Origin of the sequence: Pseudorhizobium endolithicum, from assembly GCF_902153245.2 — a bacterium.
Classification (GTDB): Bacteria; Pseudomonadota; Alphaproteobacteria; order Rhizobiales; family Rhizobiaceae; genus Neorhizobium; species Neorhizobium endolithicum.
In genome coordinates this window covers 341,438-364,233 of record NZ_CABFWF030000012.1, presented here as the reverse complement: position 1 = coordinate 364,233, position 22,796 = coordinate 341,438, and the positions used below count along the sequence as shown (strand labels likewise).

Genomic DNA, 22,796 nt, shown 5'->3' with positions numbered 1-22,796 from the left:
TTGAAAGAAGATTAGGCGGGCCGGCAGAAAGGGCTAATTTTCTTGCCCCAAAACTTCTGCGCGCCACCACTTGTTGCCTTGCTCCAACTGCGTTCGATGGCGCATTGATCCCCGCTGAAGTTCAATTAAGTTCGAACCTCTCCCATCACCGATGGAATTTCGATGTTCTTTGCCTCCGACAACTGGGCCGGCGCCCACCCGGCCATCAACGAGCGCCTGCTGCGCGAATCCACGCGCTTTGCCGCCGCCTACGGTACGAGTGAACTCGACCGCGCCATCGAGCAGCGATTCAACGAGATCTTCGAGCGCGAGGTGGCGGTCTTCTTCGTCGCCACCGGGACTGCCGCCAACTCGCTGTCGCTCGCCAGCATCGCCCGGCCGGGCGGCGTCGTCTTCTGCCACTCCGAGGCCCATGTCATCGAGGACGAATGCGGAGCGCCCGACTTCTTCAGCGGCATGCGCATGGTGCCGGTTGAAGGGGCACTGGGCAAAATGGAGATCGCCAGCCTGGAAGGGAGGATCGCCCGCTATCCGCAGGACGCCGTCCACCACGGACGCGCCGCCGCGATCACCATGACGCAGGCGACGGAAGTCGGCAGCGTCTATACACTGGAGGAAATCGAAGCGGTCTCGGCCACCGCCAGGACCCACGGCCTGCCGCTCCACATGGACGGCGCCCGCTTCGCCAACGCGCTGGCGGCGCTCGGCACGACGCCGGCGGAGATGACCTGGAAGCGCGGCGTCGACATCCTCTCCTTCGGTGGCACGAAGAACGGCTGCTGGTGTGCCGAGGCCATCGTCTTCTTCGATCCGGCGATGGCGAAGGAACTGCCCTTCATCCGCAAGCGCACGGCGCAGCTCTTTTCCAAGTCGCGCTTCATCGCCGCCCAGTTCGAAGCCTATCTGAAGGACGGATTGTGGCTGGAGCTTGCCGCCCATGCCAATGCCATGGCGGATCGCCTGCGCGCCGGCATCTCGACCTCCAACAGCGCCCGCCTTGCCTGGCCCACCCAATCCAATGAGGTCTTCGCGATCGTCCCAAAGACGGCAGCCAAGGCGGCCGAGGAGAAGGGCGCCCGGTTCTACGACTGGCTCGAGCCGCGCGACATGGCCGAACTCGTCGGCGAAGACGAGATGCTGATCCGACTCGTTAGCAGTTTCGCAACGACCGCAGAGGATGTAGACGCGTTCCTGAAGGTAATCGCTTAGGAGTACCCAAGCAAAGCCACTGCCTTCGCTCGGATTTCTTCAAGTTCCTGCCGCGAGACCCGGCCCTTTTGCCGGGCGTTCCGGGAACGCCAGTCCAGGCTCTTGATCTGATCCGCCAATGCTACACCGCCACGGCCATCCTCGATAGCAACTTCAAATGGGTAACCCTTCGTCTTCGTCGTCATCGGACAGCACAACATGAGACCGAACCGATTGTAGCTGGCAGGGCTCAGCACGACAGCCGGCCGATGCCCCGCCTGCTCGTGCCCCGCCTGTGGCGAGAACTGCAGCCAGACCACATCTCCCGCCTCAGGCACGTATTCGGCAACCATCACAAAGCTTCGCGACCGACCGGTACGCCGAAGTCAGCCTCCTCATGGAGGTTGTGGACGGTCATCTTGGAGATAAGGGCATCGAGGTCGCGGACCTCCGTCCGCAACGGCACGATAACAATTCGACCATTCTCTTCGGAGACATCGACAACGGCATCGGTCTCGATACGCGCGGCCTCCATCACAGCTGCCGGAATGCGAACTGCCGCACTGTTACCCCACTTCTTGACGGTTACCCGCATCTCCACGCTCCCGTATCGACAATGTCAATACATTATAATGACTGTCCCGCACGATCAACGTTTTGCCTTGACCGTGGACCAAAAAACGGCCCCTCCGCCAGGAGGAGCCGTCCGAGCCTTGGGAGAGGCAGTAAAGTCTTAGTTGACCTGCTGCGGAGCGACCTGCGCTTCGATGGTCTTCGGGGCATCGCCCGCTTCGGCGGCGATTGCGATGCGGCGCGGCTTCATGGCTTCCGGAATGTTCCGGAGAAGGTCGATGTGGAGAAGGCCGTTCTTCAGCGAAGCGGACTGGACCTCCACATGATCGGCGAGCTGGAAACGGCGCTCGAAGGCGCGCTTGGCGATACCGCGATACAGGTATTCGCTCTGCTCGGCCTTGTCTTCCTCGGTCTTTTCGCCCTTGACGGTCAGCACATGCGCATGCGCTTCGATGGAGAGTTCCTTCTCGTCGAAGCCGGCGACGGCCATGGTGATGCGATAGGTGTTATCGCCCGTGCGCTCGATGTTGTAGGGCGGATAGGTCTGGGCCTGCTCCGGCTGCCCGCGGGTGTCGAGCAGGTTGAAAAGACGGTCGAAGCCGACGGTGGAGCGATAGAGCGGAGAGAAATCGACGTGACGCATTCTGTCCTCCTGGGAAGCGACGTGTTGCGGTTTTTTTGATCCCGCCTCATCCCGGGTGGCGATGCGGCGGGCGTTCCGCGGGCCCTTACGGCGCCCGCAGCATCAAGATGGGAATTGCCTGACGGCCCTTCAAGACCTTCCGCAGCAGCCGCTGCGGACCATGAACGACAGATGAACGGCGGATTTCGCGGGGGTTCAGCATCGGCGGCATACAAGGGGATGGATCGGCGGACGAAGCGCCGCCATCGACTGAAGCCACGTCCCTTCTCTTCAGTCCGCTCGCCGGGACGATGGGTCCAGAACCCGCCGCCCCGGCTTTTTTCCTTGACCTTCCCGGACGAGAGCCTATCGCTGGACGCAACACCGCCGCGAGCCCAGGACCGATGCCGGACATCCTTCATCTGACGCCCGACAATCCCGCCCCCGCCAATTTCACCGCCGGCTACTTCACCGGCCACAAGGGGCTGAAGCTGCGCTACGCGATCTTCCGCTCCGAGCTGTCGCCGGCCCGCGGGACGGTGGTCCTTCTGCACGGCCGCAACGAGTTCATCGAGAAGTATTTCGAGACCATCCGCGATCTCAACGCCATGGGCCTTTGGGTCGCCACCTTCGACCTGCGCGGCCAGGGCGGTTCCGAGCGGGTTCTCAAGAACTCGCGGAAAGGCCATGTACGGCGCTTCCGGGACTATGAGCGCGACCTGTCCATCTTCCTGGAACAGGTCGTCCTTCCCGATACGCGCCTGCCCTTTTTCTTGGTCGCCCACTCGACGGGCGCACTGATCGCCCTGTCTTCCGCCCCGCGGCTCTCCAACCGCATCAGCCGGATGGCGCTTCTCGCCCCCTATGTCGGCCTGCGGCACGAGCGGCTGCCGATCGGCATCATCCGGCCCTTGGCGGCGCTCATGTCCTGGATCGGCCTCGGGCGGCTTTCCACCGGCGCGGACCGCAGCCAAAGGCCGTTTCCGGGCAATCCCCTGACATCGGATTCCGGCCGCTTCGCCCGCAACGCCGCGATCATCGCCGCGCATCCTGAACTCACCATCGCCGCTCCCACCTTCCGCTGGCTGCACGAGACGCTCAAGGCGGCGCGCCGAGTCTCCCTGCAGGAACATCTGACGGAGATCACCATCCCGACGCTGATCGTCGCCCCGGTCCTCGACGGCGTCATCCCCTATTCGGTACAGGAAGATCTGTCGCGAAACTTCCGCGCCGGTCAGCTGGTGACCATCAACGGCGGCCGCCACGAGCTTCTTCAGGAGCGCGACGTCTATCGCGCCCAGGCGCTCGCCGCGATCGAGGCATTCATGCCGGGGCTGGACGGTGGCATGGATCTTTCGGAGACTGCCGCCTGAGACCCTCAGGCGCCGTTGAGGATGCTCATCGCCTGCTCGTGGAGCGCCCGGCTACCCGCCGCCACGATATTGCCGCCCCCCTCCGGCCGCCCGCCATCCCAGGTGGTGATCACCCCGCCCGCATGCTCGATCAGTGGAATGAGCGCACCGACGTCATAGGGCTTGAGCGAATTCTCGATCACCAGGTCGACATGGCCCGAGGCAAGCAGCGCATAGGCATAGCAATCGGTTCCGTAGCGGAACAGCCGCACGTGACGCTCCACTGCCCGGTAGCGCTCGGCATCCTGGCCCGTGAAGATGTGCGGTGATGTCGTGAAGAGGATCGCTTGCGACAACCGCTCACAGGCGCGCGTCCTGATTTGCCGCTCCCCGTCCGGGCCGCTGTACCAGGACCGTTCGCCGTCCGCGAAATAGCGTTCGCCGGTGAACGGCTGGTCCATCAGTCCCATGACCGAGCGGCCGCCGCTCTGGAAGCCGATGAGCGTGCCCCAGACGGGAACTCCGGAGATGAAGGCCCTGGTGCCGTCGATCGGGTCGATGACCCAGATATTCTCGCGGTCGAGCCCGATATTCTCGTGCTCTTCTCCCAGAATGCCATGGTCCGGGAACCGCTGCTCGATAAGCGCCCGGATAGCGCTTTCGGCCGCCTGGTCCCCTTCCGTCACCGGATCGAAGCCACCCTCCAGCTTGTTCGTCACATAGGCGCCGGTACGGAAACGCGGCAGGGTCTCCGCCTTGGCCGCGTCGGCAAGCGCATAGAAGAAGGCACGGTCGGGGCGCATGAAAACCTCTTGGCTGTGTCGCCGCTGTTGTAGCCCGGTTCGTCGGGGAAGCAATGTGGGACGGCCGCAACAGGTGTGGACAAATTGTAGTCAGAGGAAGGTTCTGCTTGACATTTGTGCAACGCAATATTAGCGTCAAAGTCACAGTCTTTGACTGTAATGCCCTCCTTGGGTGTTTCCTCCCTAGACTAGCCGCGCTCAAAGGCGCGGTTTTTTTTGGCCGGATGCGAATCGCCCGGCTCTATTCCGCGGCGAGAGCCGTCGTGCCGGAATATTCCTCGGCGAATTCCGCGATCTGCCGCATGAAGGTGACAAGAGTGGCGGCCAGCGCATCGAAAGCCGGTCGTTTCTCGAGCGTCACCTCGTCGATGTAGAGCCCCCGGTTGACCTCGATCTGCAGTGCGTGCAGCCCGCGCGCGGGACGCCCGTAATGCTCCGTGATGAAGCCGCCCGCATAGGGTTTGTTGCGGACCGCCGAGAACCCCAGCTCGGTGAGGATGGCGATGGCCGCGCGCGACAGCTCGGCCGAGGCGCTGGTGCCGTAGCGGTCGCCGATGATGAAATCGGGCCGCAGCGTGGAACCGGAGAGCTGGATGTTGCCGGGCATAGAGTGGCAGTCGATCAGGATGCTGATGCCGAATCGCGCATGGGTTCGGGCGATCAGCCTGCGAAGGGCGGCATGATAGGGCTTGTAGATCGTCTCGATCCGGACAAGGCCCTCCCCTACGCTCAGCCGGCGGCGGTAGATCTCCATGTTCTCGGCGACGATCCGGGGAATGGTGCCGAGCCCACCGGCCACCCGTAGCGAGCTAATATTGGCGAACGGCGGCAGCGGCCCGTCGAACATCTTCGGATCGAGTTCGTAGGGCTCGCGGTTCACGTCGAGATAGGCACGCGGGAAGTGCGCCGCCAAAAGCGGCGCGCCGAGCTCGGGGGCCGCCCCGAACAGCTCGTCCACATAATGGTCCGCGGAGCGCCGGATGGCGATCGAATCGAGGCGGGTTTCGTTGAGGAAGGCTGTGGGGTAGCAGCGGCCGCTATGGGGGGAGTTGTAGACGAAGGGAATGGTCTGGCTGGCCGGTTCTCTTATTTCGAACTGTTCGATCTCGCCCGTTGCCCGGTCCATCTAGCCTTTACCATGTCGTGAACTTCCCGAATGGCCATGTTGCCAGTTGCCCCTGGGGAAGTCCATACTATCTATATCCTGTCAGGATACGCTTGCGCCGTCTTAAATGGGTATTTACCACGTTTTGGCTAGGCTGGGCGCTCCGAAAATTCGCAATTCATGGAATACGGCTCTCGAACGATGCAGAAAATCCTTCTCGCCGAAGACGATAACGACATGCGGCGCTTCCTTGTGAAGGCGCTGGAAAAGGCGGGCTACAAGGTGGCTTCCTTCGACAACGGCGCCAGCGCCTACGACCGGCTGCGCGAGGAGCCCTTCTCGCTTCTTTTGACCGACATCGTCATGCCGGAGATGGACGGCATCGAGCTTGCCCGCCGTGCCACCGAACTCGACCCCGACCTCAAGGTCATGTTCATCACCGGCTTTGCCGCCGTCGCCCTAAATTCCGATTCGAAGGCGCCGAAGGATGCCAAGGTGCTGTCCAAGCCCTTCCACCTGCGCGACCTGGTGGACGAAGTGAACAAGATGCTCGCCGCCGCATGAGGCTCCGGACTGCGGAACGCGGGCCTGTCAAAAAAGCTTCGCGTTTCGTCCGAAAAACGGTTGACGGCCCGACCACTCTATGGTCTATGCGCCGACATCGGATGGGCGTGTAGCTCAGCGGGAGAGCACTACGTTGACATCGTAGGGGTCACAAGTTCGATCCTTGTCACGCCCACCATCCTTCCTTTCTTGTTCAGTGAAAAAGCTGATACCGGCGACGCCGGCGGCGGGCCGTCCCGCCGCCCTTGGAACATTCGCCCCCGCCTTGCGTTTTCCGGCCCGAAACGAAAGGTATCCGCCATGCTCAAATGGGCTCTCATCTTCCTCGTGATCTCCATCATCGCAGGCTTCCTGGGCTTCTCGGGCGTCTCCGCGGCGACGGCGACGATTGCCAAGGTACTGTTCTTCCTGGCGCTCCTGGTGTTCGTGATCTTCCTGGTCCTGGCGATCATCGGCGGCAGCCTGGTCTTCTGACCTGCTCTTCTCCCCGTACTCGCTGCTTGGCCTCCCCTGCTTTCCGAGCGGACGGCTATGTCTCCCGCTTCCGCAGTCTCGTTCGAAGTCCTCAGACGCCATGCGTGGTTCCTCCGCCTTTTTCCGGACTCCCCCCGAGTTCTGCAGAAGATCGGGCACTTGTTTTTCATCACGCCGCCGCGGCTCTTGATTTTAATCGCATTGCATCGTTTCACTTTGATGCTCCGGCGTCAGCCGCTAGACATTCCCAACTGACACACTCGCGTTGACCCTCTATTCAAGGACAGTCGGACATGGTTCAAAAGATCATCCCCGTGATCATGGCAGGCGGCAGGGGAACGCGGCTGTGGCCGCTGTCGCGGGCGAGCGCCCCGAAGCAGTTCATCCAGTTCGTGGGCGACCGGACGCTGTTCCAGGCCACGCTGACGCGCCTGTCCGACCCTGAACTCTACGAACCGCCGATCGTCGTCACGAATGAGGATTTCCGCTTCCTGGTCGCCGAGCAGGCCCGCGAACTCGGCATCCACCTCACCGCCACGCTTCTGGAGCCGGTGGCGCGCAACACGGCCCCCGCCGTTGCCGCAGCGGCCGCCTTCGTTCTCGAACGTTACGGCGACGACGCCGTTCTGCAGCTTCTGGCTTCCGACCACGAGATCGAGGCCGACGAGCGCTATTTCGACGCCATCCGCATCGCCCGCGACACGGCTCTCACCGGAAAGCTCGTCACCTTCGGGATTTCGCCCTCGGAACCCGCGACCGGCTATGGATATATCGAGATCGGAGAGGTGCTTCCGGCCGGCGCCCATTCCGTCAGGCGCTTCGTCGAAAAACCGCCTCTCGCTGAAGCCCAGCGGATGCTGGCGGAGGGTGGCTTCTATTGGAACTCCGGCATCTTCATGTTCACCGCCGGGCAGCTGATGCGCGAGATGGAAACCTTCGCGCCGGAGGTGGCCGGCGCGGCCCGCCAATCCGTTCAGAAGGCCGTCAGCGACCTCGATTTCATCCGCCTCGACGCCGGCGCCTTCTCCAAAAGCCCCGACATCTCGATCGATTATGCGATCATGGAGAAGACGGCCAATGCCGCCGTCGTCCCCTCCTCCTTCGTCTGGTCCGACCTCGGCAGCTGGGATGCGGTGTGGAAGCTCGGCATCCGCGACGAGGCGGGCAATGTCGCCTCCGGTAACGCGACGCTTGTCGACACCCGCAACTCGCTCGTCATGTCGCGCACCAGCCATCTGGCGGTGCAGGGGCTGGAGAACGTCGCCGTCATCGCCAGCGAGGACGCCGTCTATGTCGGCCGCCTGGAGGACAGCCAGAGCGTCGGCAAGCTGGTGAAGCAGCTCGCCGCCGCCAAGGCCACGGCCCCACTCACCGAAACCCACCCCACCTCCTACCGCCCCTGGGGCGGCTATACCTCCATTCTCAACGGCGACCGCTTCCAGGTGAAGCGCCTCTTCGTGCGGCCCGGCAAGAAACTGTCGCTCCAGAAGCACCATCACCGCTCCGAACACTGGATTTGCGTCAAGGGAACGGCCGAGGTGACGATCGGCGACGAGGTGAAGACGGTGCGCGAAAACGAATCCGTCTACATCCCGCAGGGCGAGGTCCACCGGCTCGCCAATCCCGGCAAGATCCTGCTGGAGATGATCGAGGTGCAGACCGGCTCCTATCTCGGCGAGGACGACATCATCCGCATCGTCGACGAGTTCGGGCGCAGCTGAGGCCGGGGCGGCCAAATTCTTTCGCTGGCCTTCCGTCTCGGCGCCCAAGGCTCGCACTGGAGGTCGATCAGCCCCATTGCGGCACGATCCCGGATGATCGTTAAAATGCCAGCTTTCCGCTTAGCCCTTCCTCCACGCCTTCTTGCTAAAGCTTCCGCAAGTTCAGCTGTATGGACGGATGGGGGCGATGATGGCGTGGCAGGGTTTCTCGCGGCTCGTGAAGGACCGCAGCGGCAATTTCGGCATGATGACCGCCATCCTGCTCCCGGTGCTGATCGGCGCGGGAGGCTTGGCGCTCGACGTGACCAACATGCTGATCTCGAAAGCGGAGTTGCAGGATGCCGCCGATTCGGCAGCCCTTGCCGCATCCACGGCGCTGGCGGCGGGCGAAGCCGCGAACGAAGCAGCGGCAGAGGAGCTGGCAAGACAGTTCTTCCTGGGCCAGGCTTCGAACACGATGGGCGAAGAAGCCGCCACGGCGCTTGCGGGCGCTCTCGACATCGACATCAAGACCACCACCACCGGCAACGGCAAGAAATTCGAGGTCCAGGTGGGCTCGACCTACGACCTTGCGCTGTCACCGCTGATGGGCGTCCTCGGCTACGGCACGATGAACATCGCGACAAGCGGTACGTCGACGAGCGGGGTGACTGCAAAGCAGCCAGCGCTGACGATGGCCCTCGTCCTCGATGAGTCCGGTTCGATGCACGAGTCAGTAGGCATGCCTGGCGTGAACAAGCACGCTGCACTCCGGACAGCGGCGACGGCGTTGTTCAACGCACTCGATGAAGCGGATCCCGACAAAAAACTGGTCAGGACAGCCGTTTATACCTACGACCAGAGGCTGGTTTGGAGGTCTGCGCCTGCTTGGGGCACGAGCGACGCGCGAGAGACGTTGCACAAGATTGTCGATGACAGTTACGGCACCACCAACGCCAATGAGCCGCTCCAGAAGGCGACCGACGCGATCAAGCCCAACGCTGCGCGGACCGACACCGAGTCCAAGGAGCACGCGAAGAAGGACAATGAAACCGTCCGCCGATACATCGTCTTCATGACCGACGGCCAAATGACCGGCACGGACGGAAAGTGGAGCAAGAAAGTTGACGGCGATGTCCGGAAGAAATGCGATTCGGCGAAGAAGGCGGGCCTCCACATCTATACCGTTGCCCTGAAGGCGCCGACCAACGGGAAGACGCTTCTGAATTACTGCGCCACCTCAAGCAAGGACTACTTCGAGGCCGAAACGATGGACAACCTGATCAAGGCCTTCGAAACGATCGCCAAGGATGCCGCGAAGGAAACGACCCGCCTGACGAATTGAGAGGGAGCGTTCATCCCGCAAGCACCCGCCCCCGGCGGGTGCTTTGCGCCTCTCCAGGGCGCTCCTATCCCCGCCTTTTTTCCGCCTCCTCAATCGATTTATTGCCAGCTTCCCGCCTCGGTGCGTAAACTGACGCGGATATTTGAACATCGAAGGTCCGAGCAGGCCGCCTCCCCGCCTGCCCCACCAGAAGAGTTGGCAGAACATGAACGACAGCCTCGCCGCGGTTGAAATTCCGCAGCCCACCCCCCGCAGCACCCGACCGGAAATCCTCGCCGAGGAGATCATCGAGCGCCTCACCTACCGCATCGGCAAGGATGCCAAGGTCGCCAAGCCGCATGACTGGCTGACGGCCGCCATCCTCGTGGTGCGCGACCGCATCATCGACAAGTGGATGGAATCCACGCGGCGCGTCTACAAGACCGGCGACAAGCGGGTCTATTACCTGTCGCTGGAATTCCTGATCGGCCGCCTGATGCGCGATGCGGTCTCCAATCTGGGCGTCATGCAGGAACTGCGCGATGCGCTGAGCTCGCTCGGAGTGGATCTCCACGTCATCGCCGGACTGGAGCCGGATGCTGCACTGGGCAATGGCGGCCTCGGCCGCCTGGCTGCATGTTTCATGGAGAGCATGGCAACCGTCGACATCCCCGCCTACGGTTACGGCATCCGCTACGTTCACGGCCTCTTCCGGCAGCAGATGGCGGATGGCTGGCAGGTCGAGCTGCCGGAGACCTGGCTCGCTCACGGCAACCCTTGGGAGTTCGAGCGGCGGGAGAGCTCCTACGAGATCGGCTTCGGCGGCTCCGTCGAGACGATCGGCGGCTATGACGAACCGCCGCGCTATGTCTGGAAGCCCGCCGAACGCGTCATCGCCACCGCCTATGACACGCCGGTGGTCGGGTGGCGGGCCCAGCGCGTCAACACGCTCCGGCTCTGGTCGGCCCAGCCGATCGACCCGATCCTGCTTGATGCCTTCAACGCCGGCGACCATATCGGCGCGTTGCGCGAGAGCAACAAGGCGGAGGCCCTGACGCGTGTTCTCTATCCGGCCGACGCCAATCCGGCGGGGCAGGAGCTGCGGCTGCGGCAGGAATACTTCTTCTCCTCCGCCTCTCTCCAGGACATCCTGCGCCGCCACCTGCAGCAGTACCCGGATTTCTCCACCCTGCCGGACAAGGTGGCGATCCAGCTCAACGACACGCACCCGGCGGTATCCATCGCCGAGATGATGCGCCTGCTGACCGACGTCCACGGCCTGGAGTTCGACGACGCCTGGGAAATCACCCGCGGTACCTTCTCCTACACCAACCACACCCTGCTTCCGGAGGCGCTGGAAAGCTGGCCGGTTCCGCTGTTCGAACGGCTCCTGCCCCGCCACATGCAGATCGTCTACGCCATCAACGCCAAGATCCTGCTCGAGGCGCGCAAGGCCAAGAGCTTTAACGACCAGCAGATTCGCGCCATCTCGCTGATCGACGAGAACGGTGATCGCCGCGTGCGCATGGGCAACCTCGCCTTCATCGGCTCCCATTCCATCAACGGGGTGTCGGCCCTCCATACGGACCTGATGAAGGTCACCGTCTTCTCCGACCTGCACACCCTCTATCCGGAACGCATCAACAACAAGACCAACGGCATCACGCCGCGCAGATGGCTGATGCAGTGCAATCCCGGCCTCACCTCGCTGATCCGCGAGGCGATCGGCGACAGGTTTCTGGACGATACCGAAGCGCTGCGCGCCCTCGACGCCTTCGCCGAGGATTCCGGCTTCCAGGAAAAGTTTGCCGCGGTGAAGCACGCCAACAAGGTGCAGCTCGCCAATCTCGTCGGCAGCCGCATGGGCGTGCGCCTGGATCCCTCGGCGATGTTCGACATACAGATCAAGCGCATCCACGAATACAAGCGCCAGCTTCTCAACATCATCGAGGCCGTAGCGCTCTACGACCAGATCCGCTCGCGGCCTGAACTGGATTGGGTGCCGCGCGTAAAACTCTTCGCCGGCAAGGCGGCGCCGAGCTACCACAACGCCAAGCTCATCATCAAGCTGGCCAACGACGTCGCCCGGGTCATCAACAACGACCCGGCCGTGCGCGGCCTGCTCAAGGTGGTCTTCATCCCGAACTACAACGTCTCGCTCGCCGAGGTGATGGTTCCCGCGGCCGACCTTTCGGAGCAGATCTCCACCGCCGGCATGGAAGCCTCGGGGACGGGGAACATGAAGTTCGCGCTGAACGGGGCGCTGACGATCGGCACGCTGGACGGCGCCAATGTGGAGATGCGCGATCACGTCGGGGCGGAGAACATGGTGATCTTCGGCCTGACGGCGGAAGAGGTCGCCAGTGTCCGGGCGGAAGGTCACGAGCCGCGGGCCATCATCGAGCGATCGAAGGAGCTGTCGCAGGCGCTGGACGCCATCGCCTCCGGCGTCTTCTCGCCTGACGACCGCTCCCGCTTCACCGGCCTGATCGACGGCATCTACAACCACGACTGGTTCATGGTGACCGCAGATTTCGATGCCTATGCCGCCGCACAACGAACCGTTGACCAAATCTGGACCGACCCTAAATCATGGTATTCAAAGACAATTCGCAATACCGCCCGGATGGGATGGTTCTCCTCTGACAGAACCATTCGCCAGTACGCGTCGGAAATCTGGAGAGCCTGATGACGACAGCGCCGAAGTCGCCCGATGACGGAAGAGCCCCTGGCGAAATCCCGTTGTCGGAGATCGAGGCGATCCTGGAAGGCCGGCACGGCAATCCGTTCGCGGTGCTCGGCCTCCACAAGTTGCCGACCGGCTATCATGTCCGCTGCTTCATCCCCGGCGCCGAGGAAGTGGCCGCCTTTTCCCTGGATGGGACGCGCCTCGGCATCCTCAAGCGGCGCCATGAGGCAGGCTTCTTCGAGGGGCCGGTGGAGGCGACCTCTCTGAAACCCATCCGCTACCGCGCTCGTCGCGGCGGCGACGACGAGTGGGCGGTGACGGACGCCTACAGCTTCGGGCCGGTACTGGGGCCCATGGATGACTATTTCGTCCGCGAAGGCTCGCACCTGCGCCTGTTCGACAAGATGGGCGCTCACCCGATCCGTCACCAGGGGGTGGATGGCTTCCACTTCGCCGTCTGGGCTCCGAATGCGCGCCGCGTCTCGGTCGTCGGCGATTTCAACGACTGGGATGGCCGGCTGCACGTCATGCGGCTGCGCCAGGACACCGGCATCTGGGAAATCTTTGCGCCCGATGTCCCGGCCGGTTGCTCCTACAAGTTCGAGATCATCGGCAGGAACGGCGAGCGTCTTCTGAAGGCGGATCCCTATGCCCGCCGGGCGGAACTGCGTGCGAAGACCGCATCCGTTACCGCGGCGGAACTGAAGCAGGAGTGGGAGGACGAGGCGCACCGGTCCCATTGGGAAAAGGCAGATCATCGCCGCCAGCCGATCTCCATCTACGAGGTCCATGCCGGCTCCTGGCAGCGGCGCGACGACGGCTCCTTCCTTTCATGGGACGAACTCGGCTCCAGGCTCATCCCCTATGTCGTGGACATGGGCTTCACCCACATCGAATTCCTGCCGATCACCGAGCACCCCTACGACCCGTCCTGGGGCTACCAGACGACGGGCCTCTATGCGCCGACCGCGCGGTTCGGCGATCCGGAAGGCTTCGCCCGCTTCGTCAACGGCTGCCACAAGGTCGGCATCGGCGTGATCCTCGACTGGGTGCCGGCCCATTTCCCCACCGACGAGCACGGCCTGCGCCACTTCGACGGCACCGCGCTCTACGAGCACGAGGACCCGCGGCAGGGCTTTCACCCGGACTGGAACACGGCGATCTACAACTTCGGCCGGCTGGAAGTCCTCTCCTACCTCGTCAACAACGCGCTCTACTGGGCCGAGAAATTCCACCTCGACGGCCTCAGGGTCGATGCGGTGGCCTCCATGCTCTACCTGGATTACTCCCGCAAGGATGGCGAGTGGGTCCCCAACGAGTACGGCGGCCGGGAAAACCTGGAAGCGGTCCGCTTCCTGCAGAGGCTCAACACGCTCTCCTACGGCAACCATCCAGGCGTCATGACCATTGCCGAGGAATCCACCTCATGGCCGAAGGTCTCCCATCCCGTCCACGAGGGCGGCCTCGGCTTCGGCTTCAAGTGGAACATGGGCTTCATGCACGACACGCTGAGCTACATGAAGCGGGAGCCCATCCACCGCAAGCATCACCACAACGAGATCACCTTCGGGCTGATCTACGCCTTCTCCGAAAACTTCGTTCTGCCGCTCAGCCATGACGAAGTGGTGCACGGCAAGGGCTCGCTGATCGCCAAGATGGCCGGCGACGACTGGCAGAAATTCGCCAACCTGCGCGCCTACTACGCCTTCATGTGGGGCTATCCGGGCAAGAAGCTGCTGTTCATGGGCCAGGAATTCGCCCAGTGGAGCGAATGGAGCGAAGCGAAGGCGCTCGACTGGAACCTGCTGCACTACCACCAGCACGAGGGCATGCGGCGGCTCGTCCGGGACCTCAACCTCTGCTACCGGGCAAAACCCGCGCTGCATGCCCGCGACTGCGAGCCGGAAGGCTTCCGCTGGCTCGTCGCCGACGACCACGACAATTCCGTCTTCGCGTGGCTGCGGATGGCGCCAGGCGAGAGGCCCGTGGCGGTGATCACGAATTTCACGCCCGCCTATCGCGAAAGCCATCGAATTCCCTTGCCAACGGCAGGAAGATGGCGGGAAATCCTGAACACCGATGCCGAGATCTACGGCGGCAGCGGCAAGGGGAACGGCGGTCGGGTACAGGCCGTGGATGCCGGGGGAACGGTAAGCGCTCAGATGACGCTGCCGCCGCTGGCGACGATCATGCTGGAACTGGAACAGGCATAACGAAGGGGGAGGAAGATGGACGACAAGCGATACCAGCCGCTGGCGCGAGATGCCATGGCCTACGTCCTGGCCGGCGGCCGCGGCAGCCGCCTCAAGGAGCTGACGGACCGACGCGCCAAGCCGGCCGTCTATTTCGGCGGCAAAGCCCGCATCATCGATTTCGCGCTCTCCAATGCGCTGAATTCCGGCATCCGCCGCATCGGCGTGGCGACCCAGTACAAGGCCCATTCGCTGATCCGCCACATGCAGCGCGGCTGGGGCTTCCTGCGGCCGGAACGCAACGAGAGCTTCGACATCCTGCCGGCCTCCCAGCGCGTCTCGGAGACGCAATGGTACGAAGGCACGGCCGACGCCGTCTACCAGAACATCGACATCATCGAGGGCTACAATCCCGAATACATGGTCATCCTCGCCGGCGACCATGTGTACAAGATGGACTATGAATACATGCTCCAGCAGCATGTCGATTCAGGCGCCGACGTCACCGTCGGCTGCCTGGAAGTGCCGCGCATGGAGGCGACCGGCTTCGGCGTCATGCACGTCGACGACAAGGACCAGATCATCGACTTCGTCGAGAAGCCGGCCGATCCGCCGGGCATGCCCGACAAGCCCGACTTCGCCCTCGCCTCCATGGGCATCTACGTCTTCCACACGAAGTTCCTGGTCGAGGCGCTGAAGCGCGACGCCGCCGACCCCTCCTCCAACCGCGACTTCGGCAAGGACATCATCCCCTACATCGTCAAGAACGGCACGGCCGTCGCCCACCGCTTCACCAAGTCCTGCGTCCGCTCCGATTTCGAACGGGAATCCTACTGGCGCGACGTCGGCACGATCGAGGCCTATTGGCAGGCGAACATCGATCTCACCGCAATCCTCCCCGAGCTCGACATCTACGACAAGTCCTGGCCGATCTGGACCTATGCGGAGATCACGCCGCCGGCAAAGTTCGTCCATGACGACGAGGACCGACGCGGCTCGGCGATTTCCTCCGTCGTGTCGGGCGACTGCATCATCTCCGGCTCCACGCTGCACCGCAGCCTGCTCTTCACCGGCGTCCGGGCGAATTCGTACTCCCGACTGGATGGCGCGGTCGTGCTGCCGAACGTCCGCATCGGTCGCCGTGCCCAGCTTCGCAACGTCGTCATCGATTCCAATGTCACCATTCCGGAAGGACTGGTGGTGGGCGAGGACCCGGAACTGGATGCCCGCCGCTTCCGGCGCACGGAGAACGGCATCTGCCTGATCACCCAGCCGATGATCGACAAACTGGAAATGTAGCATCCGCATGAACGTGCTTTCGGTCGCTTCCGAGATCTACCCGCTGGTCAAGACCGGCGGGCTTGCCGACGTTGCGGGCGCCCTGCCGCTCGCGCTCGAGGAGCACGGCGTGCGCACCCGCACGCTGGTGCCGAGCTATCCGGCCGTCATGGCTGCGGTGAAACATGCCACTCCCTGTCATGCCTTCGATGACCTGCTCGGCGAGCCGGCAACCCTTCTGCGGGTCGAACACCACGGCCTCGACCTGCTGATCCTCGATGCGCCGGCCCTCTTCGACCGGCCGGGAGGTCCCTATGCCGGACCGGACGGGCTGGACCATCCGGACAACTGGCGCCGCTTCGCTGCCCTGTCGCGCGCCGGCGCCGAGATTGCGCTTGGCGCCCTGGATGGCTGGCGTCCTGACCTCGTCCACCTGCACGACTGGCAGACGGGCCTCCTGCCGGCTTACCTCCGCTATGCTGAACGCCCCGCGCCGCCGAGCCTTATGACGATCCACAACATCGCCTTCCAGGGCCGCTATGGCGTCGACATCTTCCCGCATCTCGGCCTGCCGCCGGATGCCTACGCCATAGACGGCGTCGAATATTACGGCGGCGTTGGCTACCTGAAGGCCGGGCTGCAGGCGGCCACCGCGATCAGCACCGTCAGCCCGACCTATGCCGAAGAAATCCTGACCCCGGAGTTCGGCATGGGTCTTGAGGGCGTGCTCGCGGCTCGCGCGGGCGACTTGCACGGGATCGTCAACGGCATCGACACCCGCGTCTGGGACCCGGAGCACGATCCACTGATTGCCGCCACCTACGGGCCGTCGAAGCTCAAGCGCCGCCGCGAGAACAAGAACGCCGTCGCCGAACGCTTCGGACTGGAGCAGGATGACGGCCCTCTGTTCTGCGTGGTATCGCGGCTCACCTGGCAGAAGGGCATGGACCTGCTGGCGGAAGTCACCGACGAGATCGTCGCCCAGGGCGGCCGCCTTGCCGTGCTAGGCGCGGGCGATGCGGCGCTGGAGAACTCATTTCATGCCGCAGCCAGACGCCATCCTGGCCGTGTCGCCACCCATACCGGCTATGACGAGCCGCTGTCGCACCTGATGCAGGCGGGCTCGGACGCGATCCTCATCCCCTCCCGCTTCGAGCCGTGCGGGCTGACCCAACTCTACGGCCTGCGCTACGGCTGCATTCCGGTCGTCGCACGGACCGGTGGACTGAACGACACCGTGATCGACGCCAGCCCCGCCGCGCTCGCTGCACGGGCCGCAACCGGTGTCAGCTTCAGCCCCGCCACAACCCATGCGCTGCAGCGCGCCATCAACAGGACGTTCCGCCTTTACCGCGAGCCGAAGACCTGGGCCGAGATGCAGAAGCAGGGCATGAAGACCGACGTTTCCTGGGCCAAGAGCGCCAGCCTCTATGCCCGGCTCTATTCGAGCATGACCATGAAAGGCCGATGACATGATCCGGACCGTTCCGACCGCCCCCTACAAGGACCAGAAGCCCGGCACCTCCGGCCTGCGCAAGAAGGTCCCCGTCTTCGCACAGGAGAACTACGCCGAGAACTTCATCCAGTCGATCTTCGATTCGCTGGAGGGCTTTCAAGGCAAGATGCTCGTGATCGGCGGCGACGGCCGCTACTACAATCGCGAGGTCATCCAGAAGGCGTTGAAGATGGCTGCCGCCGCCGGCTTTGGAAAGGTCATGGTCGGCCAGGGCGGCATTCTCTCCACCCCGGCGGCCTCCAACATCATCCGCAAGTATAAGGCCTTCGGCGGCATCGTCCTCTCCGCCAGCCACAATCCCGGCGGTCCCAACGAGGACTTCGGCATCAAGTACAATATCGGCAATGGCGGCCCGGCTCCGGAAAAGATCACCGAGGCGATCTTCGAGCGCTCGAAGATCATCGGCGAGTACCGGATCGTCGATGCGCCCGATGTCGACCTCGACATGCTCGGAAGCTTTGAACTCGCCGGCATGACGGTGGAGGTGATCGATCCGGTCGCCGATTACGCCGAACTGATGGAGAGCCTGTTCGACTTCGGCGCAATCCGCTCCCTCATCTCCGGCGGTTTCCGTGTCGTCATGGATTCCATGGGAGCCGTCACCGGGCCCTACGCGAAGGAGATCATCGAGACGCGCCTCGGCGCGCCGGCGGGCTCGGTAAGAAATGCAACGCCCCTACCGGATTTCGGCGGCCACCATCCGGACCCCAACCTCGTCCACGCCAAGGAACTCTACGATGACGTGATGAGCACCGATGGCCCGGACTTCGGCGCCGCCTCCGATGGCGATGGCGACCGCAACATGGTGGTCGGCAAGGACATGTTCGTGACGCCTTCCGACAGCCTGGCCATCATCGCAGCCAATGCAAGATGCGCGCCCGGCTATGCGAAGGGCATAGCCGGCATCGCCCGCTCCATGCCGACCAGCGCTGCCGCCGACCGGGTGGCGGAGAAGCTCGGCATCGGCATCTACGAGACCCCGACCGGCTGGAAGTATTTCGGCAATCTGATGGATGCCGGCAAGGTCACCGTCTGCGGCGAGGAAAGCTTCGGCACCGGCTCGGACCATGTGCGCGAAAAGGACGGCCTCTGGGCGATCCTCTTCTGGCTGAACATCATCGCTGCCCGCAAGGAAAGCGTCGCCGAGATCGTTCGCAGCCACTGGGCGGAATACGGCCGCAACTATTATTCCCGCCACGACTATGAGGAGGTCGACACCGATGCTGCGAACGGGCTGATGGAGGGATTGCGCGCCAAGCTTTCCATCCTGCCCGGCCAAAGCTTCGGCGACCTCAAGGTCGCAGCCGCCGACGACTTCTCCTATACAGATCCGATCGACGGGTCGGTCAGCACGAAACAGGGCATCCGCATCCTCTTCGAAGGCGGCAGCCGCGTCGTCTTCCGCCTCTCCGGCACCGGCACCTCCGGCGCGACGCTGCGGGTCTATGTCGAGCGGTACGAGCCGGACGCGTCGAGGCATGGCATCGAGACGCAGGCAGCGCTGGCCGATCTGATCGCCGCCGCAGACGAGATCGCCGAGATCAAGACACGCACCGGCCGCAGCGCCCCGACGGTCATCACCTGATCGATGCGAAAAGAGGAGACGCCCGGCGGCGTGCATATCACTGACAGCGGCACCGGCTTTGCCGTCTGGTCAGCCCATGCGGACAAGATCGAACTCTGCCTGTTCGACGGGAATGGAGAACGCGAACTTGCCCGCCTCCCGATGCAGCGGGACGAGGATCACGTCCACCGCATCTCGGTGCCGGACATCGGCCAAGGCACCCGCTACGGCTACCGCGCCCATGGCACCCATGAGCCGGATCGCGGCCTCTGGTTCGATCCGTCGAAGCTGCTGCTCGATCCCTATGCCACCGAGATTGACCGCCCCTTTGTCTATGACCGGCGCCTCGCCGACTTCGGCACTGACACCGCGGCCCTGATGCCGAAGGCAATCCTCCAGACGCACCCGCAGGTACCGTCCAGCCCGCCGCTCTTCCAGTCCGGCGGGCTCATCTACGAGCTTGCCGTCAGACCCTTCACGATCCTTCATCCGGACGTCCCGGAACATCGGCGTGGCACGGTCGCCGCCCTTGCCCACCCATCGGTCATCGCCCACCTGAAGCGCATCGGCGTCGACGCGGTGGAACTGATGCCGATCACCGCCTGGATAGACGAGCGCCATCTGCCGCCGCTCGGGCTCACCAACGGCTGGGGCTACAATCCTGTCGGCTTCATGGCGCTCGATCCGCGGCTATGTCCGGGGGGCGTGGCAGAACTGCGCGAGACGGTGGCGACGCTGCACGAGGCCGGCATCGGCGTCATTCTCGACCTCGTCTTCAACCACACCGGCGAGAGCGACCGCGCCGGGCCGGCACTCTCGCTGCGCGGCCTCGACAACCTTGCCTGCTTCCGCCATGTCGACGGCCAACCCGGCACGCTGGTCAACGATACCGGCACCGGCAACACGGTCGCCTGCGATCATCCCTTCGTCCGCCGGCTGATCCTCGACAGCCTGCGCCACTTCGTGCTGCACGCCGGCATAGACGGCTTCCGTTTCGATCTGGCGACGATCCTCGGCCGAGAACGGCACGGCTTCTCGCGGGACGCCGAAACGCTTCGGGCCATCATCGATGACCCGGTACTGGCGGACCGAATCCTGATCGCCGAGCCTTGGGACATCGGCCCCGGCGGCTACCAACTGGGGAACTTCCCCCCGCCCTTCCTGGAGTGGAACGACCGCACCCGCGACGACATCCGCCGCTTCTGGCGCGGCGACCGCTGGACGGTCGGCGAGCTTGCCTCACGGCTTGCAGGGTCCGAAGACGTCTTCGCCCGCCACGGCCAGCGCCAGACGCTGAGCGTCAATTTCCTCGCCGCCCATGACGGCTTTACCCTGATGGACCTGGTTTCACACGAACAGCGCCACAACCACGCCAACGGCGAGGAGAACCGCGACGGCCACCACGACAACTTCTCCTGGAACAACGGCGTGGAGGGAAAGACCGACGACCAGGCGGTGATCGAGGCGCGCCGGCGCGACGTCATGGCGCTCCTATCCACCCTCTTCGCCAGCCGCGGATCGATCATGCTCGGCATGGGGGACGAGGGCGGGCGAAGCCAGGGCGGCAACAACAATGCCTACTGCCAGGACAACGAGATCACCTGGCTGGACTGGACGACGCTGGACCCCAAGCTCGTCGCGCACACCGCAAGGCTTGCCGCCTGGCGCAAGCGCTTTGCCGTCTTTGGCGATACCACCTTCCTGGTCGAAGCCGGTGACGAGATCGACTGGTTCGGCCCCTCCGGGGAGCCGATGACGCAGGACGACTGGCAGCAGCCGGACGCTTCGGCGCTGGCCGTCACGCTCAAGACGCTCGACCAGGAAACGCAACGGGAAACACGCCTTGCGGTGGTCTTCAACCGCAGGTACCGCGAGCAGCCCTTCGTCCTGCCCTCCCGCTGGGTGACGCTGTCGGAAAATGCTCCGTGGAACCACATCGCCCCGCCCCGTTCCGTCACCTTCCTGCTGGAGCTTGAGACCGACAGCGAACAGGCGGCTTTGCAAGCCGGACAAACCTTGTAGATTGCACCAGCAAGAACCGGAATCAGAGAGGAAAGATGCCGCGCGAGATTTCGCTAGCAGATGTGCCGGGCCTGGTCGGACAGGTCCTGGGCATTTCCGAATGGATCACTGTCGACCAGCCGATGATCGACAAGTTCGCGGACGCGACGCTGGACCACCAGTTCATTCATGTAGACCCCGAGCGCGCCGCTGCCGAAAGCCCCTTCGGCGGGACGATCGCCCACGGCTTCCTGACGCTCTCGCTGCTCTCGGCGATGAACTTCGACTGCCTGCCGAAAATCCGCGAGCAGACCATGGGGCTGAACTACGGCTTCGAGAAGATCCGTTTCATGTCGCCGGTCAGGTGCGGAAGCCGCGTCAGGGGGCATTTTACCCTGACCGACTGCCGGTTCCGCGGTGCCGGCATGCTGATGACCCACTACGACGTTTCGGTGGAAATCGAGAACGAGAAGAAGCCGGCGCTCACCGCCAGCTGGATCACCATTGTCCAGTTCGACCCGAAGGACAGACCTGCGGACACCTGATCCGCGCGCATGACATACGCATCCCGTCCCTATCGTCCTGAATTTCGATATGCGAGGTACGAATGTTTCCCCTTTCCCACATGATGAAGTCCTTCATCCGCAAGGGTCGCCTCACCGTCATCGACGCCGATGGACAGCGTCACGTCTTCGCCGGTACGCCCGGACCGGAGGTGACCATGCGGCTGACCGACAAGCGGCTCTATCGAACGCTCGTCTTCAACCCCGAGCTTGCTGCCGGCGAAGCCTACATGGATGGCACCATACGCTTCGAGGAAGGCTCGACGCTCAGGGACTTCCTCACGCTCTTCTCGATGAACCGGCTGTCGCTCGGCTCCTATCCGCTGCAGAAGGCGATCCGTGCGATCAAGATGCGCTTTCGCAAGCGCCAGCAGTCGAACGTGAAGGGCGAGGCCCAAAGGAACGTCGCCCACCACTACGACCTCGGCAATGACTTCTACAGGCTCTTCCTCGACGACAACATGCTCTACTCCTGCGCCTATTTCCGCGATCCGGGAGAAACGCTCGAGCAGGCGCAGCGCAACAAGCTGCGGCTCCTGGCGTCCAAGCTCTGCCTGGCCGACGGCATGACCGTGCTCGACATCGGCTGCGGCTGGGGCGATCTTGCCCTTTACCTGGCCAGGATCGAGAACGTCCGCGTCACCGGCGTCACCCTTTCGAAGGAGCAGCAGAGGCTTGCATCGGAGCGCGCGCAACAGGCGGGGCTTGCCGATCGGGTGAAGTTCGAACTGCGCGATTACCGCGATGTCGACGACAGGTTCGACCGCATCGTCTCCGTCGGCATGTTCGAGCATGTCGGGGTCCAGCACTACGACGAGTTCTTCGCTCACCTGAACGACCTGATGCCGGACGACGGGATCGCCGTGCTTCACTCGATCGGCCACATGAGCCCGCCGGGCATGGCAAGTCCGTGGCTCAGGAAATACATCTTCCCCGGCGCCTATTCCCCGGCCTTGTCGGAAGTCTTCGACAGCGTCGAGAAGAACAGCCTCTGGGTCCTGGACCTGGAATTCCTGCGCGTTCACTACGCCACCACGCTTGCCCACTGGGCCGCGCGCTTCGAGAAGAACCGCGAAAAGGTCATCGCCATGTATGACGAACGATTCGCACGCATGTGGGAATTCTACCTGATCAGCGCCGAGATGATGTTCCGCACCGGCAGCCAGCTAGTCTTCCACATGCAGATGTCGAGGAAGCGCGACGCGGCGCCCATCGTGCGCGACTACATCAGCGAAAAGCAGCGGGAATATATCGAGCGGGAGAAGGCGCTGAACCTGACGGTGTAACG

Annotated in this window: 19 protein-coding genes and 1 tRNA gene; 15 read left to right on the top strand and 5 right to left on the bottom strand. The window is 63.6% G+C overall.

Annotation, left to right across the window (positions count from 1 at the left end):
- Positions 1-162 precede the first annotated feature (162 nt).
- A complete protein-coding gene (locus RTCK_RS11590) occupies positions 163-1,209 on the top strand; it encodes a threonine aldolase family protein (protein ID WP_142592912.1) in 1,047 nt (348 codons plus the stop codon).
- Here the strand turns inward: RTCK_RS11590 and mazF are convergent.
- The 3 genes from mazF to RTCK_RS11575 all read right to left on the bottom strand — a co-directional run bounded on the left by mazF (position 1,206) and on the right by RTCK_RS11575 (position 2,404).
- Entirely contained in the window at positions 1,206-1,541 is a 336-nt protein-coding gene (mazF, locus tag RTCK_RS11585; RefSeq protein ID WP_142592911.1) for an endoribonuclease MazF, read from the bottom strand. The two genes, RTCK_RS11590 and mazF, sit on opposite strands and share 4 nt — an antisense overlap.
- Positions 1,541-1,783: an AbrB/MazE/SpoVT family DNA-binding domain-containing protein gene (locus RTCK_RS11580; RefSeq protein WP_142519790.1), complete on the bottom strand. Its 243-nt coding sequence runs from the start codon at positions 1,781-1,783 to the stop codon at positions 1,541-1,543. Before RTCK_RS11580 ends, mazF begins: the two co-directional genes overlap by 1 nt.
- A 138-nt stretch (positions 1,784-1,921) precedes the next feature.
- The gene (locus RTCK_RS11575) at positions 1,922-2,404 is read right to left on the bottom strand and encodes an Hsp20 family protein (RefSeq protein ID WP_142519789.1); all 483 of its coding nucleotides are present in this window, start codon (positions 2,402-2,404) and stop codon (positions 1,922-1,924) included.
- Positions 2,405-2,787: 383 nt separating this feature from the next.
- On the opposite strand from RTCK_RS11575, the gene RTCK_RS11570 reads away from it, so the two are divergent.
- A complete protein-coding gene (locus tag RTCK_RS11570; RefSeq protein WP_142592910.1) occupies positions 2,788-3,756 on the top strand; it encodes an alpha/beta fold hydrolase in 969 nt (322 codons plus the stop codon).
- Between the two features lie 5 nt (positions 3,757-3,761).
- Here the strand turns inward: RTCK_RS11570 and hisN are convergent, their stop codons facing one another.
- Positions 3,762-4,538, bottom strand: a complete 777-nt coding sequence (gene hisN / locus RTCK_RS11565) for a histidinol-phosphatase (RefSeq protein WP_142592909.1) — start codon at positions 4,536-4,538, stop codon at positions 3,762-3,764.
- Between the two features lie 241 nt (positions 4,539-4,779).
- Complete coding sequence (locus RTCK_RS11560) at positions 4,780-5,664, bottom strand: N-formylglutamate amidohydrolase (protein ID WP_142519786.1); 885 nt, start codon at positions 5,662-5,664, stop codon at positions 4,780-4,782.
- 180 nt (positions 5,665-5,844) lie between these two features.
- Here RTCK_RS11560 and cpdR1 point away from each other — a divergent pair, with 180 nt between their 5' ends.
- The 13 genes from cpdR1 (at position 5,845) to RTCK_RS11495 (ending at position 22,794) form a co-directional block, all read left to right on the top strand.
- Positions 5,845-6,207, top strand: a complete 363-nt coding sequence (gene cpdR1 / locus RTCK_RS11555; RefSeq protein ID WP_142519785.1) for a response regulator CpdR1 — start codon at positions 5,845-5,847, stop codon at positions 6,205-6,207.
- 103 nt (positions 6,208-6,310) lie between these two features.
- A tRNA-Val gene (locus RTCK_RS11550) sits at positions 6,311-6,385 on the top strand.
- Positions 6,386-6,507: 122 nt separating this feature from the next.
- Positions 6,508-6,681, top strand: coding sequence for a DUF1328 domain-containing protein (locus tag RTCK_RS11545; RefSeq protein ID WP_142519784.1), 174 nt, complete (start codon positions 6,508-6,510; stop codon positions 6,679-6,681).
- A 293-nt stretch (positions 6,682-6,974) separates the two neighbouring features.
- Positions 6,975-8,402, top strand: a complete 1,428-nt coding sequence (locus tag RTCK_RS11540; RefSeq protein WP_142592908.1) for a mannose-1-phosphate guanylyltransferase/mannose-6-phosphate isomerase — start codon at positions 6,975-6,977, stop codon at positions 8,400-8,402.
- Between the two features lie 187 nt (positions 8,403-8,589).
- Positions 8,590-9,726, top strand: coding sequence for a TadE/TadG family type IV pilus assembly protein (locus RTCK_RS11535; protein ID WP_235988673.1), 1,137 nt, complete (start codon positions 8,590-8,592; stop codon positions 9,724-9,726).
- A gap of 205 nt (positions 9,727-9,931) precedes the next feature.
- Entirely contained in the window at positions 9,932-12,394 is a 2,463-nt protein-coding gene (locus tag RTCK_RS11530; protein ID WP_142592906.1) for a glycogen/starch/alpha-glucan phosphorylase, read from the top strand.
- The gene (gene glgB, locus RTCK_RS11525; RefSeq protein ID WP_142592905.1) at positions 12,394-14,607 is read left to right on the top strand and encodes a 1,4-alpha-glucan branching protein GlgB; all 2,214 of its coding nucleotides are present in this window, start codon (positions 12,394-12,396) and stop codon (positions 14,605-14,607) included. Before RTCK_RS11530 ends, glgB begins: the two co-directional genes overlap by 1 nt.
- A gap of 15 nt (positions 14,608-14,622) precedes the next feature.
- Complete coding sequence (gene glgC / locus RTCK_RS11520; RefSeq protein ID WP_142519779.1) at positions 14,623-15,885, top strand: glucose-1-phosphate adenylyltransferase; 1,263 nt, start codon at positions 14,623-14,625, stop codon at positions 15,883-15,885.
- 7 nt (positions 15,886-15,892) lie between these two features.
- Positions 15,893-17,335: a glycogen synthase GlgA gene (gene glgA, locus RTCK_RS11515; protein ID WP_142592904.1), complete on the top strand. Its 1,443-nt coding sequence runs from the start codon at positions 15,893-15,895 to the stop codon at positions 17,333-17,335.
- Position 17,336: 1 nt separating this feature from the next.
- Entirely contained in the window at positions 17,337-18,965 is a 1,629-nt protein-coding gene (locus RTCK_RS11510; RefSeq protein ID WP_142592903.1) for an alpha-D-glucose phosphate-specific phosphoglucomutase, read from the top strand.
- A 3-nt stretch (positions 18,966-18,968) separates the two neighbouring features.
- A complete protein-coding gene (gene glgX, locus RTCK_RS11505; RefSeq protein ID WP_142592902.1) occupies positions 18,969-20,966 on the top strand; it encodes a glycogen debranching protein GlgX in 1,998 nt (665 codons plus the stop codon).
- 35 nt (positions 20,967-21,001) lie between these two features.
- Complete coding sequence (locus RTCK_RS11500; protein ID WP_142519775.1) at positions 21,002-21,490, top strand: MaoC family dehydratase; 489 nt, start codon at positions 21,002-21,004, stop codon at positions 21,488-21,490.
- Positions 21,491-21,552: 62 nt separating this feature from the next.
- Positions 21,553-22,794, top strand: a complete 1,242-nt coding sequence (locus RTCK_RS11495) for an SAM-dependent methyltransferase (RefSeq protein WP_142592901.1) — start codon at positions 21,553-21,555, stop codon at positions 22,792-22,794.
- The last annotated feature ends 2 nt before the right edge of the window (positions 22,795-22,796 follow it).